The organism is Streptomyces sp. NPDC059861 (assembly GCF_042731435.1).
Lineage (GTDB): Bacteria > Actinomycetota > Actinomycetes > Streptomycetales > Streptomycetaceae > Streptomyces.
On the sequence record NZ_JBHWJQ010000032.1, the window covers coordinates 42,267 to 58,609 of the forward strand.

A 16,343-nucleotide genomic window follows, 5' to 3' on the forward strand; every position below is an offset into this window, starting at 1 on the left:
GCGGCCGCCTTATTTATGCACGAGCTCAACTTTAGACGAAATCCAAGGTAGGATGGCTTCTGCCAAGCACAGGAGGCCATCCCATGTACGAACCGATCCGCGCCAAGTCGGTCCACACGATGGCCGACGCCCCCTCCGACTTCCCTCACCGGTCTCGTGAGGAAGAGCTGGACATCCAGCTCGCGGGGCACCTCGCCGCACTGCTCGCCGTCACCGACGAGTTGCGCGCGCTGGCCCCGTCGGCCGATCTGGACACCGCGGCGGTACGGCTCGCGGAGCAGGTGGCCCGGTTGCGGGGAGGAAGTACGCCGGCCCGCGCGACGGCGACGGCGACCGCCGAGCCGCATCTCGCCGCACTGCACCGGCGCGCCCACACCCTCGCCGGCCGGGCGCTGGTGGTCGCCGCGTCCCGGGCGGACACGGCGGTGGCGATCCTCACGGCCGAACGGATGGACGCGCACGCGGCCGTGCTCGAACCCCGTGAGCTCGCCGCCCACTGAGCCTTTCCGGGCCCTCGATCGGCCCCGGTCCGCGTGCACCCGCAGCGACGCGCGGACCGGGTGCCACACACCGCGTCGGCCGTCGCCGTCGCTGTTCGCCGTAGGGCGCCTTGTCGTCCTGCGGCTTTCCGGAGTGGGTGGCTTGTCGCGCAGTTCCCCGCGCCCCCTCACGGCGTTGCCGTGCCGGGACTGGTAAGTCACCCGTCGTTCACCCCCGAAGCCGGGGAACGTTGGGTTCCGGGAGCACGCTCCCGGCGTGAGACGAATCTCAGGGATTGTCCTCGCGGTGTTGCTGATCGGCGGCGTGGTGGCGGCTGTCGTGGCGGGCCGGGACAACGGGGACCAGGGCACGGCAACGAAGACCGTGCGTGGCGTGGTCGGGTCGGAGAAGGCGGAGTTCTTCGCCGATCCCCAGGTGGTGGACGCCCTTGCCGCCAAGGGCTACACCGTGCAGGCGGAGCCGTCCGGTTCGTGGGCCATGGAGGAGCTGGACCTCCAGGGCTACGACTTCGCCTTCCCGTCCAGCCAGGCGCCCGCCGACGCGCTCGCCGCCAAGTACAAGGCGCAGCAGCCGCTGCCGCGCCCCTTCTACTCGCCCCTCGTCGTCGTCGCCCACCGAGGCGCCGCCGAGGTGCTCCGGGCAGGCGGGCTCGCCACGCTCGACGAGCCCCACCGCGGCACGCTGAAGATGAGCGCCTATCTCGACGCCGCCCGGGACGATCGCACCTGGCAGCAGCTCAAAGGGGCGAGCAAGTACGGGGAGTTGAGCGGCACGCTCTACATCGCCAGTACCGACCCCGTCACCTCCAACTCCGGCGCCCTCTACCTCGCCGCAGCGTCCTACGTCGACAACGACGGCAAGGTCGTCGCGAGCGACGCCGACGTCGTGCGCACCGCGCCGCTGCTGCGCAAGCTGGTCAGCGTGCAGGGCGCCCAGCAGTCCAGCTCGGACGGCGCCTTCCGGGACTTCATCAGCGGCGCCGGCAACCCGCTGGTCCTGGTCTACGAGTCCCAGGTCGCCTCCCTGCTCGCCGAGGGGCAGGGCGTCGACGACCTCACCGTCCTCTATCCGGACACCACCGCCACCAGCGACCACACCGTCGTGCCGCTGAACGACGAGGGCCGCGAGCTCGGGCAACTGCTGTCCACCGACCCGGCGTTGCGCAAGCTGGCCGCACGGCACGGGTTCCGCCCGCAGGGCGCCACCGCCGCCGAGTTCACCGCGGCCACCGCCGACCACACCGACCACCTCATGCCGAAGCTGAACGTGCGACAGGTGCCCGTGCCCACCTCCGAGGTGCTGCACGAGATGGCGCGCCGGGCGCGCGGATAGGGGGATCAGCAAGATGAGCGACCACGACCTCGGCCACAGCGCCAGCCAGAACACCAGCGCCAGCCGCGACGACTCCTTCACCCTCACCCCGCCCGAACCGGTCTCCCCGGTTCCGCGCGAGAAGGCCGGCGGACTCGTCCCCGTCGACGACGGTGTGCGCGGCGACATGGCCCGCAAGGCCGCCGACTACATCGCCGGGCTCGCCGAGCTCGACGCCCGCTCCCCCGAGTTCGCCGGCAAGGTCGGCGAGATCACCGCGCTGGGCGCCGGCGAGATGCGCACCGCGGCCGCGCAGTCCAACCGCATGCTGGAGCGGACCGTACGCAGCCTGCCCAGCAAGGGCGGGGACGCCCAGACGAAGGTCGCCGGGTCGCTGATGGAGCTGCGCCGGGTCGTCGAGGACCTCGACCCGCGCGACCTGCCCGCCGGCAAGAGCCGTAAGTTCCTGTCCCGGCTGCCCGGCGGCAACAAGCTGCGCGACCACGTCGCCAAGTACGCCTCCGCGCAGGGCACCCTGAACAAGATCGTGGGCTCGCTGCGCGGCGGGCAGGACGAACTGCGCCGCGACAGCGCCGCGTTGCAGACCGAGCGGGTCCGGCTGTGGGAGACCATGGGCAAGCTCCAGGAGTACGTGGTGCTGACCGAGGCCCTGGACAGCGCCGTCGAGGAGCACATCGCCGGGGTCGCCGACCCCCAGCAGGCCGACACCCTCCGCGCCGACGTCCTCTTCCCCGTCCGGCAGAAGCACCAGGACCTGCTCACCCAGCTCGCGGTCTGCGCGCAGGGCTACCTCGCCATGGACGTCGTTCGCCGCAACAACGACGAACTGATCAAGGGCGTCGACCGGGCCGCGACGACCACCGTCTCGGCGCTGCGCATCTCCGTGATGCTGGCGTCCGCCCTCGACAACCAGAAGAAGGTCGTCGAACAGGTCAACGCCCTGCGCGGCACCACCGAGGAGCTGATCCGGGGCAACGCGGAGATGCTCGCCACGCAGTCCGGCGAGATCCAGCGGATCGCCGCGGACCCGGCGGTCGGCGCGGAGACCCTGCGCACCGCCTTCCAGCAGATCTACCGCACCCTCGACGCCATCGACACCTACAAGGTGCAGGCCACCGAGGCCATGGCCGTCACCGTGGAGTCGCTGACGAACGAACTGCAGAGCGCCAGTGCCTACCTGGAGCGCAACCGCTCCCAGGGCGCCCTGGAAGGAGGCCGGACATGAGACGCCGGATCGCGAGCCTCGCCCTTGCCGCCCTGACCCTCCTCAGCGCCTGCACCACCGGGCAGGAAACCCCCGACGACGACCCCACGGCCTACACACCCGGCACCCTGCGCGTCCTCGCCTCCAGCGAGCTCAGCGACATGTCCCCCGTCCTGGATCAGGTGCGCGAGCGGACCGGGATCACCGTGCGGCCCACGTACCTGGGCACGCTCGACGCCGTGGACCTGCTGGCGCGGGGCAAGGCGGACCAGGCGTACGACGCGGTGTGGCTGGCCTCCAACGACTACCTGCGGCTGCGCCCGGAGGCGCGGGAGAAGGTGGTGTCGGAGACGCCGATCATGTCGAGCCCGGTCGCGATCGGCGTGAAGCCCGCCACCGTGCGAAGCCTCGGCTGGTCACCCGAGGACGTCACCTGGTCGCAGGTCGAGCGGGCCGTCGGGGACGGCGAGCTGACCTACGGCATGACCGACCCGGCCCGCTCCAACTCCGGCTTCGCCACCCTGGTCTCCGTCGCCTCCGCGCTCTCCGGGGCCCAGTCCGCGCTGACCGACGCCGATGTGCGCAAGGCGACGCCGCGGCTGCGGGAGTTCTTCCAGGGGCAGAAGCTGACGTCGGGTTCGTCGGGCTGGCTCGCCGGCGCGTACACCCGGCGCGGCAACGTCGACGCGCTGCTGAACTACGAGTCGGTCCTCAAGGGCATCCCGGACCTGACGGTGATCCGCCCCAAGGACGGCGTGGTCACCGCCGACTACCCGCTCTCCTCCCTGGCCGCCGCCGGCCCCGAGGCCCGCGAGAACGTGCGCCGGCTGGCCGAGGCCCTGCGCAGTCCGGAGAGCCAGCGCGCGATCACCGACCACACCTACCGCCGCCCGGTCGTCGCCTCCGTCACCCCCGCCTCCGGCCTGGACACCACCCGGCGGCGCGAACTGCCGTTCCCCGGCAGCCGTTCCGTCGCCGACGGGCTGCTCGACTCGTACGAGAACGAACTGCGCCGCCCCTCTCCTACGGTGTACGTCCTGGACACCGCCGGCTCCATGCGGGGCGACCGGCTGACCCGGCTGAAGGCGGCGCTGACCGGGCTGACCGCGGACTTCCGGGACCGTGAGGAGGTGACGCTGATGCCGTTCGGGTCGGCCGTGAAGAGCGTGCGCACCCATGTCGTGGACCCGGAGGACCCGCAGAGCGGCCTCGACGGGATCCGCCGCGACACCCAGGCGCTGCTGGCCGAGGGCGACACGGCGATCTACACCTCGCTGGAGAAGGCGTACGAGCATCTGGGCGGCGACGGCGAGGCGTTCACGTCGATCGTGCTGATGACCGACGGGGAGAACACCGCCGGCGCGACCGCCGCGGCGTTCGAGACGTTCCACGGCTCGCTCACCGGCGAGCAGCGCGACATCCCCGTCTTCCCGATCCTCTTCGGCGACTCCGACCGCGCCGAGCTGGAACGCATCGCCGAGCTGACCGGCGGCCGTCTCTTCGACGCCCAGCAGGGCTCCCTGGACGGCGCCTTCGAGGAGATCCGTGGCTACCAGTAAGGCACTGACGTACCTGGAGTCCCGCAAGAACCTCACCGGCTGCGCCTGCGGACTGCTCGGCCTGGTGCTCACCTTCACGGGCGTGGCCGGGCCGTACTGGCCCGTCGTGGTCGCGGGTCTGTACGGCGCGGGAGCACTGATCGCGCCGCCGGAGCGGCCGGCGCTGCCCGACTTCCCTGACCCGTCCGCCCAACTGGACGAGGTGCGGGGTGACTTCGAGCGGCTGGGCGCCTACCTCGCGGACGTGGAGCTGCCGCCGGCCGCGACCGCGCGGCTCGACGAGCTGACCGGGCTGCTGCGGGCGCTGCTGGAGCCCGGCTGGGTCGCCGAGGTGCTGGCGCAGGACCCTGAGGGCGTGCACACGCTGTCCCGGGCCGTCCGGCAGGACGTGCCCGAGGCCGTCGACGCCTTCGTACGCACCCGGTGGTGGCATCGGATGACCCCGGGGCAGGAGCCGCCCGAGCAGCACCTGGAACGGCAGCTCACGCTGCTCCAGGAGGAGGCGGAACGACTGGCGGCGGAGCTCAGGGAGATCGAGGCCCGCCGCCAGGAGTCCCACACCCGCTATTTGGAGGACCGCTCCCAGTAGCGCCCGGAAGGGGCCGTGGCAGCCAACGGCGAAGGCCGCGCACCCCGTTGTGCGCGGCCTTCACACCTGTCACCGCGGTCGGCCGTGACGATATTGCTGGTCAGGGCACGATCGGAGCCGACCGCGGCGTCCTTGGGGGCGCTCAGCCCAGCCGCTGCACCAGCGCCCGGTACTCGTCCCACAGTTCCTTCGGCGTGTGGTCGCCGAAGGTGTTCAGGTGGTCGGGGACGAGCCCGGCCTCCTCGCGCCACACTTCCTTGTCCACGGTGAGCAGGAAGTCCAGGTCCTCGTCGGCCATGTCCAGGCCGTCGGTGTCCAGGGCGGCCCTGGTCGGCAGGACGCCGATCGGCGTCTCGACGCCCTCGGCCCTGCCCTCCAGGCGCTCCACGATCCACTTCAGGACGCGGCTGTTCTCACCGAATCCTGGCCAGACGAACTTGCCCTCGTCGTTCTTGCGGAACCAGTTGACGTAGTAGATCTTCGGGAGCTTCGCCTGGTCCTTGTCCTTGGCGACGTTGACCCAGTGGCCCATGTAGTCGCCCATGTTGTAGCCGCAGAACGGCAGCATCGCGAACGGGTCCCGGCGCAGCTCGCCGACCTTGCCCTCGGCGGCGGCGGTCTTCTCGCTGGCCACGTTGGCACCCAGGAAGACGCCGTGGTTCCAGTCGAAGGACTCCGTCACCAGCGGTACGGCGGTGGCGCGGCGCCCCCCGAAGAGGATCGCGGAGATCGGCACGCCCTTGGGGTCCTCCCACTCGGGCGCGATGATCGGGCACTGCGCGGCGGGGACGGTGAAGCGGGCGTTGGGGTGGGCGGCGGGCGTTCCGGACTCCGGCGTCCAGTCGTTGCCCTTCCAGTCGGTGAGGTGGGCCGGAGTCTCCTCCGTCATGCCCTCCCACCAGATGTCGTTGTCGTCGGTGAGGGCGACGTTGGTGAAGACGGAGTTGCCCCACAGCGTCTTCATCGCGTTGGCGTTGGTGTGCTCACCGGTGCCGGGCGCGACGCCGAAGAAGCCGGCCTCGGGGTTGATGGCGTACAGCCGCCCGTCCTCGCCGAAGCGCATCCAGGCGATGTCGTCGCCGATCGTCTCGACCGTCCAGCCGGAGATCGTGGGCTCCAGCATGGCGAGGTTGGTCTTGCCGCAGGCGGACGGGAAGGCGGCGGCGACGTACTTGGGCTCGCCCTGCGGCGGGGTGAGCTTGAGGACCAGCATGTGCTCGGCCAGCCAGCCCTCGTCACGGGCCATCACGGAGGCGATGCGCAGGGCGTAGCACTTCTTGCCGAGCAGGGCGTTGCCGCCGTAGCCGGAGCCGTAGGACCAGATCTCGCGGGACTCCGGGAAGTGGGAGATGTACTTGGTGCTGTTGCACGGCCACGGCACGTCCTGCTCGCCGGCCTCCAGCGGCGCTCCGAGCGTGTGCACGGCACGCACGAAGAAGCCGTCGGAGCCGAGCTCGTCCAGGACGGGCTGTCCCATGCGGGTCATGGTGCGCATGGAGACGGCCACGTAGGCGGAGTCGGTGATCTCGACGCCGATCGCGGACAGGTCGGAGCCGAGCGGGCCCATGCAGAACGGGACGACGTACATCGTCCGGCCGCGCATCGAGCCGCGGAAGACGCCCTTCTCACCGGCGAAGATCTCCCGCATCTCGGCGGGGTCCTTCCAGTGGTTGGTCGGGCCGGCGTCCTCCTCCTTCTCGGAGCAGATGAAGGTCCGGTCCTCGACGCGGGCGACGTCCGTCGGGTCGGAGGCCGCGTAGTACGAGTCGGGGCGCTTGATCGGGTCGAGTTTGCGGAAGGTGCCCTTCTCGACGAGCTCCCCGCACAGGCGCTCGTACTCGGCCTCGGATCCGTCACACCAGACCACGCTGTCCGGCTCGGTCAGTTCGGCGATCTCGTTCACCCAGGAGATCAGTTCCTGGTGGTTGGTCGGGATGACGGGGGGAGCCGCGATGTCGCGCGCCACGATCGCTCCTAAATGAGGGATTTTTTGTCTGTCTGCCCCGTGGGGGCCGCGACCCGGATGCTTCGCTGCCTCCCTTTGGCGCTCATCCGGTGCCGACCGCACTCATTTGATCATCCGAGGTGACCGCCCATTTGTCCAGAGGGCCGCCCACCTGAGCGGCGTGAGGAACGCCACCACCTCCATGTTCCCTCTCGTTTCTTTACGTGCACGTTGAGTTCGGATGACCGACCTTTGAGGGTGCGGAATCCAACTGCCGTGAGATGATGGCCACTCCCGTGGGTGACCCGATTCGTAACCTACGGTTCCGTAGGTACGATGCGAGCCATGACTCCGTCCGCCTCCGACACGCCCTCGGACAAGCCGGTCGCCGACCGGATCTCCGAAGCGCTCTCCCTGCCGCACCCGATCAAGCCCAAGCTCCGCGGCTGGCTGCACCTCGGCATGTTCCCGGCGGTGGTGGTCGCGGGCCTGACACTGACCGCCCTCGCGGACTCGCCGCGCGGCCGCGTCGCCTGCGGGATCTACGCCTTCACGGCCTGCCTGCTGTTCGGCGTGAGCGCGCTCTACCACCGGGGCACGTGGAGCCCGCGGATGGACGGCGTACTGCGCCGCCTGGACCACTCCAACATCTTCCTGATCATCGCCGGCACCTACACCCCGCTGACCCTGCTGCTCCTGCCGGGCAGCAAGGGCCGCTGGCTGCTGTGGGGCATCTGGGCCGCGGCGCTCGCGGGCATCGTCTTCCGCGTCTTCTGGGTCGGGGCGCCGCGCTGGCTCTACACGCCCTGCTACATCGCGATGGGCTGGGCGGCGGTGTTCTTCCTGCCCGACTTCATGCGCACCGGCGGTATCGCCGTCCTGGTCCTCGTCATCGTCGGCGGCCTGCTCTACAGCGCGGGCGGCGTCGTCTACGGCTTCAAGCGGCCGAACCCCTCACCCCGCTGGTTCGGCTTCCACGAGGTGTTCCACTCGTTCACGCTGGCGGCCTTCGTCGTGCACTACGTGGGGATCTCGCTGGTGGCCTACCAGCATCCGTAGGCATCCATATCCCGCCCCGCATGTGACAGCGACTGCCTTCTGGCAGTCGCTGCCATCTTGGGGGGATGTCATGTGATGGGGCTGCCCCCGACGGCGGACAATGACGCCATGACGGCAGCTCACCCCATCAGCCCCGACGACCGCCCCCGGCCGGGACTGCGGGAGCGGAAGAAGATCAGGACGCGCGAGGCGATCCGCTCCGCGACGTACGAACTGATCGAGGAGCGGGGGTACGCCGCCACGACGATCGAGCAGATCGCCGACCGCGCCGAGGTGTCGCCGTCGACCGTCCTGCGCTACTTCCCCGCCAAGGAGGACATCGTCCTCACGGACGAGCTCTGCCCCCTGCTCCTGGCGGAGTTCCGGGCCCGCCCGGTGGACGAGCCCTGGCTGGACTCACTGCGGAACGTCCTGCGCCGAGCGATCGACCTCGGCATCGGCGAGCGGCCCGAGGTCACCCGGTTGCGCTGCCGGCTGATGGCGGAGATCCCCGCGGTGCGCTCCCGGATGCTGGAGAACCTGGCGGGGACGGGGCACCTGCTCGGCGCCGCGATCGGCGAGCGCGCCGGACGGGACCCGGAGAGCCTGGAGGTGCGTGTCCTGACGACCTCCCTGGTCGCCGCCCTGGCGGAGGTGGCCCAGTACTGGGCGCGCACCGGCTTCCGCGACGACCCGGCCGACCTGGCCGATCGCGCCCTGACCGTCTACGACCGGGGCCTCGGCGCCGAAAACCCCTGAGGCAGGCGCCGACTCCCGTGGGATGCTGATCAGGTGAACCGACCCGAGATCCACGTCGAATTCGCCGCCGACCTGCGCCTGTTCGTACCGAACGGCCGGCGCCGCGGCGCCACCCCGGTCAGCACGGACGGGGTCTCGACGCTCGGCCATGTCGTCGAGTCGCTCGGCGTCCCGCTCACCGAGGTGGGCGCGCTCGTCGTCGACGGCCGCACGGTGCCGCCGGCCCACGTCCCGAGGGACGGCGAGACGGTCACCGTCCGCGCCGTCCGGCGCCCGCAACAGATCGCGGGCGCCCCGCTGCGGTTCCTCCTGGACGTCCACCTCGGCACCCTCGCCCGCCGGCTGCGCCTGCTCGGCGTCGACACGGCCTACGAGTCCACGGACATCGGCGACCCGGCGCTCGCCGCCCGCTCGGCAGCCGAGCGCCGCGTCATGCTCAGCCGCGACCGCGGCCTGCTGCGCCGCCGCGAGCTGTGGGCCGGCGCCTACGTGTACAGCACCAGCCCCGAGGACCAACTCCGCGACATCCTCGACCGGTTCTCCCCCGAGCTGCGCCCCTGGACCCGGTGCACCGCCTGCAACGGCCTGCTGCGGGAGGCCACCAAGGAAGAGGTGGCCGAGCAGCTCAAGGGCGGAACGCACCGGTCGTACGACGTCTTCGCGCAGTGCCGCGAGTGCGGGCGGGCGTACTGGAAGGGCGCGCACCACGAGCAGTTGGTGGCCATCGTGGAGCGCGCCCTCACCGAGTTCCCGAGCCGCGGCTAGCGCCGGCGCACATCACCCTTTCCGCAGGCCACGCCGTCCCGGTCGGGGTCGAGGCGCAGCGGGTCGTCCTTGCCGTTGACCTTCAGCCGGCCGTAGTCGTGCTGCTTCAGCCAGGTGCAGCGGGCCACCGTGGTCCTCTTCACCTCCGCCGGGAAGGCGGTCGGCACGCAGACGTTCGCGGAGCCGTAGTGGCGGTCGCAGCCGGCGACGGTGGCGGGGACCTTGTGCGAGGCCCGCTTCTTGCCAGGCTTGGTGACCTTGCCGGACAGGTCGTCGGCGAAGGAGTGGACGTGCGCGGAGGCGTCCGTCGCCCTCAGGGCCTGCGGGCCCGAAAGGTGCACCCACTTGGCGACCGACGGCACGCCGTTCGCATCGACCGCGAAGAGCATGTACCAGCCGGGCGGGGCCAGGTTGGGGTTGCTCGTCACGTTGAGGTCGATGTTGTTGCCGTCCACGCTCAGCGGCAGGTCCACGAACCGCTGGTTCGGGTCGGACGAGTGCGTCACCGCCGCCGGGCGGATCAGCTCGGCCTTGGCGATGGGCCGGTCTACCGTGATGCGCTGGGTGTCGCCGTAGTTCCACTGGGTGTCGATCACCGAAGTGATCGTCGGGCGCTCACCCTTGAGCAGGTACGGCGGGGTGTAGATGGACACGTTGTGGTTCCAGGTGCCGTTGCCCGGGTTGTCGCCGGTGGTCATCACCCGGCCGTCGGGCAGCAGGAACGCCGAGGAGTGGTAGCCACGGGCCTCGGGGTCGGCGGCCACCGGGTCGAACGTGTTGACGGCCGGGTCGTAGATCGACGTCTCGAAGACCGGGTTGGCCCGGTTGTGCAGCGCGCCACCGGTCTCCAGGACCTTGCCGTCCGGCAGCAGCACCGCCGAGACGTACATCTTGCCCTGGTTGCCGGTCTGCGGGACGGGCCCGTTGCCGAGGTCGACGGTGCCCTGCGGAATGGGCGGTCCGGCGACGTACGCCGGGTTCGGCTGCTTGAGGTCGATGACGTCGGTCAGCCGGTTCGCCACCGGGTTGGAGTCGATGTTGCCGCCGCCCAGGGTGAGCACCTTCTGGTCCTGCGCCGGGGGCAGCAGCACGCTCGCCGACTGGTCCCGCTCGTCCTTGTTCTGCAGGCCGGGCACCTGGGTGACGGTGTTGGCGCCGTAGTCGTAGATCGCGGAGCCGGTGCCGGGGATGTTGTTGCCGAAGACATGGCTGCCCGAGTAGAACAGGCGGCCGTCCTGCATCAGGATCATCGACGGGTACAGACCCCAGTAGGACCAGGTCTGGTTGACCTTCCACAGCGGCTGCCACTGCTGCTCGTCGTCGGACCACAGCTCGGCGGTCACCGAGCCGGTCGAGTCCTCCTTCAGCCCGCCGAAGGAGATGACGTCACCGTTGCCGAGGATCGTCGCCGACGGGTACCAGTGCCCGTCGTTCATGTCGTTCGTCTTGATGTACGACTCGGTCGCGGGGTCGAAGATGTACGAGTCCTTGTACCCCTGGTAGCCGACCGTGCCGTCCGCCGACGGGTAGCCCTTGTTACCGCTCATGATCAGCACCCGGCCGTCGGACAACTGCACATGACCGGCGCAGAACATGTCGTCCGGCGTGGGGACGACCTTGTAGTTGCCGGTCTGCGGGTCGTAGACCGCGGAGGTGAACGTGCCCGCCTCGAACATGTCGGTGTTGTTGCCGGAGCCCGCGATCAGCAGCACCTTGCCGTTGTGCAGCACCACGGAGTGCATCGAGCGCACCGGGTTCTGCACCGGCAGCACGTCCCACCTGCCGTTGGCGCACTCCTGCGGCGTGCCCGTGCACTCCGGCTCCGGGACCGGCTCGGCGACCTGGTCCATCGTGTAGTCGTCGGTGGTCACGGAGCCGGTGCCGTAGACGGAGACACCCCAGGAGATCCGGTCGGTGCCCGCCGGGACCTCCGGCGTGCGCACCGCGGCCTCGGTCCAGGAGCCCGCCATCTCCAGGGTCTTCAGGTCGGTCCAGTACTGCCAGCCGGCGGTGGCGTCGTGCCGGAACAGCGTGATGTTGGCGTCCGGCGTGGTCGACTTGTACCAGAGGCCCAGGTCGTACTGCTCGCCCGGCGTGACGACCGGCGCGCAGGTGGCGGACTCGGTGATCAGGGCCTTGCGGTCGCCCTCGACCCGCCGCGTGAGCGTGACCTTCATGGCCTTGCTGCCGGTGTGGGCGTCGGCCACCGTCTCGAAGGCGAAGTCGTTGTCGCCCCAGCCCGACTTCGACCAGCAGTACGGCATGTCGCCGGTGCCCGCCGTCTCGAAGCCGGGGTTCTTGATGAGGTTGGCGGCGGACGCGGGCTGGGGTGCGGTCAGAAGCAGCCCGCCGGTGAGGCCGGCGACGGCCAGCAGTGCGGTTCTGCGTCTTGATCTCATGTGGTGCTCCTTGCTGTGCGGCTCCGTTTTCCGTGGCGGCCTGGCCGGCGCGGGAGATACACCAGCGCTTCGGTCCCCACGAAGCGCAGGACGAAGGTGATGACGAGCGCCAGCGCGGTGGCCGGGAGCGCGCCCATCCCGAACGTGGCGACCAGCAGCGCGATCAGCGGGATACGCACCAGCAGGTCGGCGTTGGCGAGCAGGGCGAACCGCGCCGTGCGGTCGGCCCAGTGCCGGAACTGCCGCCGCTCACGGAACAGCAGCTTCTCGATGAGCAGGAAGTTCCAGGCCACGCCGAGCTGGTTGGCGAGGATCTCGGCGGGCAGGTAGTGCATCCCGGCGGCGGTCAGCGCCCACAGTCCGGCGAGGTTCGGCACGAAGCCGGTCAGCCCGATCAGCCCGAAGACGATCATCCGGGCGAGCGGTGAGGCCGTGCGCAGCCCGACCAGGTGCCGCAGGAAGCGCATCCCCTCCTGCGCGGTCGACTTGGACTCCCCGGCGAAGCGGTCCTGGAAGACGAACGGGACCTCGGTGACCTCACGGGGGCGGCTGCGCACCGCGAGTTCGAGGAGGATCTTGTAGCCGAGCGGCTGGAGGACGTCGGCGGCGACCGCGCTGCGGCGGATGGCGAAGAATCCGCTCATCGGGTCGCTGATGCCGCGCAGCCTGCGCGGGAACAGCGACTTGGTCAGCCAGGTCGCCACCCGTGAGACGGCCACGCGGTAGCTGCCGGCGAGTCCAGCGCGGCTGCCGCCCTTGATGTAGCGGGAGGCGACGACCAGTCCGGCGTTCGCCCGCTCCCCCGTCGCGACCAGCTCCGGCACCAGTGAGGGCGGATGCTGGCAGTCGCCGTCCATGACGACGATCCAGTCGGACCCGGCCGCCTTCATGCCCTCGACCACCGCACCGCCGAGCCCGCCCACGGGCTCCTCGCGGTGCAGCACGGTCACCGGAAAGGGACAGTCCTGGGCGGCCTTCTGGATCACCTCCGGGGTGTCGTCCGTGGAGTCGTCCACGAACACGACCTCGCAGGGCAGCCGGGACGGTACCGACTCGGTGATCTGGTGCAGCAGTTCACGGATGTTGGCGGACTCGTTGTAGGTCGGTACGACGATGGTGACGGCGCCCGGCTCGGGCACCTCGGCGGCGTACGCCGCCGGATCCCCGAGCTCGCCGGGGACCACTGACTCCTGGCTCATCGGTCGCCTCCCGTCCCGGCACCCTGGATCCGCCGGATCTCGATCCGGTCCTCACCGGCGCCGAACACGGCGACCGGTGTCGAGTGGTCCATCGCGGCCTTCACGTTCGGCAGGTCGACCGCGTCGCGGCGTACCGTCGGCGAGGCGACCACGTAGTCGAGGTCGCGCCAGCCGTTCGGCATGGTCTTGGTGACGGCCGGGTCGAGATCGGCCTTGTAGAACCAGATGACGCCGAGCCCGGGCCGGTAGCCCTGGTGCACGAGGTCCAGCCAGAGGGCGTCGTCGACGAGGACGCGGGTGTCCTCGGGGTCGTCGACCTCGGCGGCCAGCCACTTGGAGGCGGCCCGGTAGGGGGCGTTGGCGTCGGCGGTCATGGCGGTGCGGTCGCCTTCGTACCAGCGCGGTACGACGTACGCGCCCGCGGCGAGCGCGAGGACGACGGCGAGCGCGTACCGTCCACCCGTCAGGTACTTCGTCTCGCCCGCCCGGCGCCACCGCCGCAGCACCGCGTGGGCGACGGAGGCCGTGCCCCCTGCGAGCACCAGGGCGAGGAACGGCAGCGCCTGGATGATGTACATGGCCGGCAGATAGCCCGGCCGCAGCGCCATCCCGGCGAGGATCGCCACGGCCAGCGCGGGCCCGGCGAGCGCCCGCGCGGTCACCGACCAGCGCCAGGTGGCCAGGAGCAGCAGCGCGCCGGCGAGCCCGCCGAGGGGCAGCACGCGGTCGTAGTACAGCCAGGACTGGAGCACGCCGTAGGAGCCGGTGCCGGGTTCGAGGATGAATCCGGAGCCGGGTCGGCTCATCTGGTAGACGATGCCGTCCCACAGCGAGACATGCCCGCTGCCCGGCAGCAACTCGCCCTTCAGCAGCGCGAAGAGGGGGTACGAGATCCCCAGCAGCACACACGCGGTGACCGCGCCGGTGATCGCGAACTTGCGGGTGTCCCGATGGCTGTGCCGCCACATGGTGATCAGCACGGCCGGCAGCACGAGCAGCATCGTCTCCTTGGTGAGCACCGCGGCCGCGGCCGCCATGCCCGCCCCGAAGTGGTGCCACAGATGACGGTTCGGGGAAGCGGCGAGGGTGAACGCGAGCAGCGTCCACATCACCGCGATGTTGTCCAGGAAGATCTCGCGCTGCAGGACCACCGACAGCGGGGAGAGCCCGAACAGTGCCATCGCGAGCCCGGCCGCCCAGCGGGGCAGCGACAGGCGGCGCGCGAGGACGTACACGAGGACCGCGCTGATCGCGCTGATCAGCAGCATCATGACGCGCATCGAGCCGACGGTCATCGACTCGGGTGCGAAGTACGCGGGGATCCAGGTCAGCACGGCGATCTGGATCCAGCCGAAGGGCGGGTGGTCGTACCAGTAGGTGTAGTGGGCCAGGCCCCGGCCCTCCTGCACGGCCCAGGCCTGCGCGAGGTAGGTGCCCTCGTCGTCGCTGAGGGTCGGGTAGTCGGCGATGTTCCAGCCCTGCACGACCAGGATCGCCACGAGCAGCAGGCCGCACACGATGAGGTCGAGACGGGAGGAACGGAATCTCTTGGGCGGCTTTGCCCGGTGTGTCACACCGGATCTGGGCACAGCTGTCCGCTGCGCGGGGACCTTGACTCCGGTCGCCGCGGGAAGTGTGGAGGTCACGCAGGAACGTCCTCTCGGTTCACGTGCGCGAGATGTGCGCCGACGTGGCTGGTCAACTCCCAGTCGTTACGGCCGCGTTGCTCACGCCACACTGCGCGGACAGCGGCTCCGGCGAGGAGCACCTGGTAGAAGGGCCCGCCGATGATCAGCTTCAGGTAGTGCACCAGACGGACCCGGAGCCCGTACTGCTTGCCGAAGTCGTGCAGCCCGACGAGCTCGAACACGAAGGTGACGAACGCGGTGACGGCCGGCAGGAAGGTGATGAAGGCGACGCCGACCGGCACGTCGAGGAAGAGGGCGATGGCCACGTTCAGCGGGATGATCACGCCGGAGATCGCCTGGAGGTACGGCGTCATCAGGGTGTAGCGGGCGAGCAGCCGCTGACGGAAGCCGGGCAGCTGCTTCCAGTCCTTCTTCCGGTAGACCTGGAGGAAGCCCTGGTTCCAGCGGGTGCGCTGCTTGAGCAGGGACATCAGACTGCCGGGGGTCTCCTCACGGGTGACCATGTCGGAGTCGTAGGCGACGACGACCTTCTTGCCGACGCTGGACAGCCGCACGCCCAGATCGCAGTCCTCGGCCAGGCAGTTGGGGTCCCAGCCGTCGGCCTCGCGCAGCACCTCGGTGCGGACGAAGACCGTGTTGCCGCCGAGCGGGATGAACCCCTTCTGGGCGTGCAGATGAAGCCTGGAGCGGAACCAGAAGAAGTACTCCAGGCAGTTGCGCAGGCTGTACCAGCTGGAGTGGAAGTTGATCAGCTGCACCCCGCCCTGGACCACGTCCGCGCCGGTGGACCGGAACGCGTGGTCGACATGGGCGAGCAGTTCGGGGTGCACCTGGTCCTCGGCGTCGAAGACCCCGACGACATCGCCGCGGCAGTGCGCCAGCGCCGTGTTCATGGCCTTCGGCTTGTTCTTCTTCTCGTGGGTGTCGACGACGACCCGCACGCGCGGGTCACGGGCCTCCGCCCGCCGGGCCACCTCGGTGGTCTCCGGGTCGTCGTGCCCGACGATGACGATGATCTCGAAGTCGGTGTGGGTGGACTCCAGCAGGCGCTGGATGGTGTGGTCCAGTACGGCCTGCTCGTGCCGCGCCGGAAGCAGCAGCGAGAACGACACGTGCTCGGCGCCGTCCGGCCGGCTGAAACGGGTGGAGGCAAGCACTTCGGGCGTACGCCACGCGTGCATCTGCCACCAAAGAGTGAAGGCCGCCATCCAGAACAGGGCAAGCGAAACGGCGGCGATGAAGACAGACGTCAGCAAAAGATCCCCCCAGATCTTCAAAATCCCCCCAGGCGCGGCGGAGCAGTTCGTCCGCCGCGGCACTGTGGAGAGAGTAGGGGGGAAGTGTGAAGCGCGGTAGCTGTTCCGATAAATAGCTTGTTTCGGAACGGGACGGCGCCTAGCGGGA

At 70.1% G+C, this 16,343-nt stretch carries 13 protein-coding genes; 8 read left to right on the forward strand and 5 right to left on the reverse strand.

The window, feature by feature from the left end:
- Positions 1 to 83 precede the first annotated feature (83 nt).
- The 5 genes from ACFV6X_RS25570 (at position 84) to ACFV6X_RS25590 (ending at position 5,185) form a co-directional block, all read left to right on the forward strand.
- Positions 84 to 500 carry a hypothetical protein gene (locus ACFV6X_RS25570; RefSeq protein WP_385387125.1) on the forward strand — a complete coding sequence of 139 codons (417 nt, stop codon included), beginning with the start codon at positions 84 to 86 and terminating at the stop codon, positions 498 to 500.
- A gap of 256 nt (positions 501 to 756) precedes the next feature.
- Positions 757 to 1,833: a hypothetical protein gene (locus ACFV6X_RS25575; RefSeq protein WP_385387126.1), complete on the forward strand. Its 1,077-nt coding sequence runs from the start codon at positions 757 to 759 to the stop codon at positions 1,831 to 1,833.
- Positions 1,834 to 1,846: 13 nt separating this feature from the next.
- The gene (locus tag ACFV6X_RS25580; protein ID WP_385387128.1) at positions 1,847 to 3,058 is read left to right on the forward strand and encodes a toxic anion resistance protein; all 1,212 of its coding nucleotides are present in this window, start codon (positions 1,847 to 1,849) and stop codon (positions 3,056 to 3,058) included.
- Positions 3,055 to 4,596 carry a substrate-binding domain-containing protein gene (locus ACFV6X_RS25585; protein ID WP_385387130.1) on the forward strand — a complete coding sequence of 514 codons (1,542 nt, stop codon included), beginning with the start codon at positions 3,055 to 3,057 and terminating at the stop codon, positions 4,594 to 4,596. The genes ACFV6X_RS25580 and ACFV6X_RS25585 overlap by 4 nt, the downstream gene beginning before the upstream one ends.
- Entirely contained in the window at positions 4,583 to 5,185 is a 603-nt protein-coding gene (locus ACFV6X_RS25590; RefSeq protein ID WP_385387132.1) for a hypothetical protein, read from the forward strand. Before ACFV6X_RS25585 ends, ACFV6X_RS25590 begins: the two co-directional genes overlap by 14 nt.
- Positions 5,186 to 5,327: 142 nt before the next feature.
- On the opposite strand, the gene ACFV6X_RS25595 is transcribed toward ACFV6X_RS25590, so the two are convergent.
- Complete coding sequence (locus ACFV6X_RS25595) at positions 5,328 to 7,151, reverse strand: phosphoenolpyruvate carboxykinase (GTP) (protein WP_385387134.1); 1,824 nt, start codon at positions 7,149 to 7,151, stop codon at positions 5,328 to 5,330.
- Between the two features lie 324 nt (positions 7,152 to 7,475).
- Here ACFV6X_RS25595 and ACFV6X_RS25600 point away from each other — a divergent pair, with 324 nt between their 5' ends.
- The 3 genes from ACFV6X_RS25600 (at position 7,476) to ACFV6X_RS25610 (ending at position 9,692) form a co-directional block, all read left to right on the forward strand.
- Positions 7,476 to 8,189, forward strand: coding sequence for a hemolysin III family protein (locus ACFV6X_RS25600; RefSeq protein WP_385387136.1), 714 nt, complete (start codon positions 7,476 to 7,478; stop codon positions 8,187 to 8,189).
- Between the two features lie 108 nt (positions 8,190 to 8,297).
- The gene (locus tag ACFV6X_RS25605; RefSeq protein ID WP_385387138.1) at positions 8,298 to 8,927 is read left to right on the forward strand and encodes a TetR/AcrR family transcriptional regulator; all 630 of its coding nucleotides are present in this window, start codon (positions 8,298 to 8,300) and stop codon (positions 8,925 to 8,927) included.
- A gap of 33 nt (positions 8,928 to 8,960) precedes the next feature.
- The gene (locus ACFV6X_RS25610; RefSeq protein WP_385387140.1) at positions 8,961 to 9,692 is read left to right on the forward strand and encodes a Mut7-C RNAse domain-containing protein; all 732 of its coding nucleotides are present in this window, start codon (positions 8,961 to 8,963) and stop codon (positions 9,690 to 9,692) included.
- Here ACFV6X_RS25610 and ACFV6X_RS25615 read toward each other — a convergent pair.
- From ACFV6X_RS25615 to ACFV6X_RS25630, 4 genes are read right to left on the reverse strand one after another with little or no spacing between them, the layout of a single operon-like run.
- Entirely contained in the window at positions 9,689 to 12,091 is a 2,403-nt protein-coding gene (locus ACFV6X_RS25615; RefSeq protein WP_385387142.1) for a galactose oxidase-like domain-containing protein, read from the reverse strand. The two genes, ACFV6X_RS25610 and ACFV6X_RS25615, sit on opposite strands and share 4 nt — an antisense overlap.
- Positions 12,088 to 13,290, reverse strand: a complete 1,203-nt coding sequence (locus ACFV6X_RS25620) for a glycosyltransferase (protein WP_385387144.1) — start codon at positions 13,288 to 13,290, stop codon at positions 12,088 to 12,090. Before ACFV6X_RS25620 ends, ACFV6X_RS25615 begins: the two co-directional genes overlap by 4 nt.
- Positions 13,287 to 14,936 carry an ArnT family glycosyltransferase gene (locus ACFV6X_RS25625; protein WP_385387146.1) on the reverse strand — a complete coding sequence of 550 codons (1,650 nt, stop codon included), beginning with the start codon at positions 14,934 to 14,936 and terminating at the stop codon, positions 13,287 to 13,289. The genes ACFV6X_RS25620 and ACFV6X_RS25625 overlap by 4 nt, the downstream gene beginning before the upstream one ends.
- Positions 14,933 to 16,195: a glycosyltransferase gene (locus ACFV6X_RS25630; protein WP_385387147.1), complete on the reverse strand. Its 1,263-nt coding sequence runs from the start codon at positions 16,193 to 16,195 to the stop codon at positions 14,933 to 14,935. Before ACFV6X_RS25630 ends, ACFV6X_RS25625 begins: the two co-directional genes overlap by 4 nt.
- Positions 16,196 to 16,343 lie beyond the last annotated feature (148 nt).

Excerpts from the sequence above, each read along its gene's own strand:
- ACFV6X_RS25620 (WP_385387144.1), bottom strand. The coding sequence starts at position 13,290 with ATGAGCCAGGAGTCAGTGGTCCCCGGCGAGCTCGGGGATCCGGCGGCG.
- ACFV6X_RS25570 (WP_385387125.1), top strand. The coding sequence starts at position 84 with ATGTACGAACCGATCCGCGCCAAGTCGGTCCACACGATGGCCGACGCC.
- ACFV6X_RS25605 (WP_385387138.1), top strand. The coding sequence starts at position 8,298 with ATGACGGCAGCTCACCCCATCAGCCCCGACGACCGCCCCCGGCCGGGA.
- ACFV6X_RS25615 (WP_385387142.1), bottom strand. The coding sequence starts at position 12,091 with ATGAGATCAAGACGCAGAACCGCACTGCTGGCCGTCGCCGGCCTCACC.
- ACFV6X_RS25580 (WP_385387128.1), top strand. The coding sequence starts at position 1,847 with ATGAGCGACCACGACCTCGGCCACAGCGCCAGCCAGAACACCAGCGCC.
- ACFV6X_RS25600 (WP_385387136.1), top strand. The coding sequence starts at position 7,476 with ATGACTCCGTCCGCCTCCGACACGCCCTCGGACAAGCCGGTCGCCGAC.
- ACFV6X_RS25585 (WP_385387130.1), top strand. The coding sequence starts at position 3,055 with ATGAGACGCCGGATCGCGAGCCTCGCCCTTGCCGCCCTGACCCTCCTC.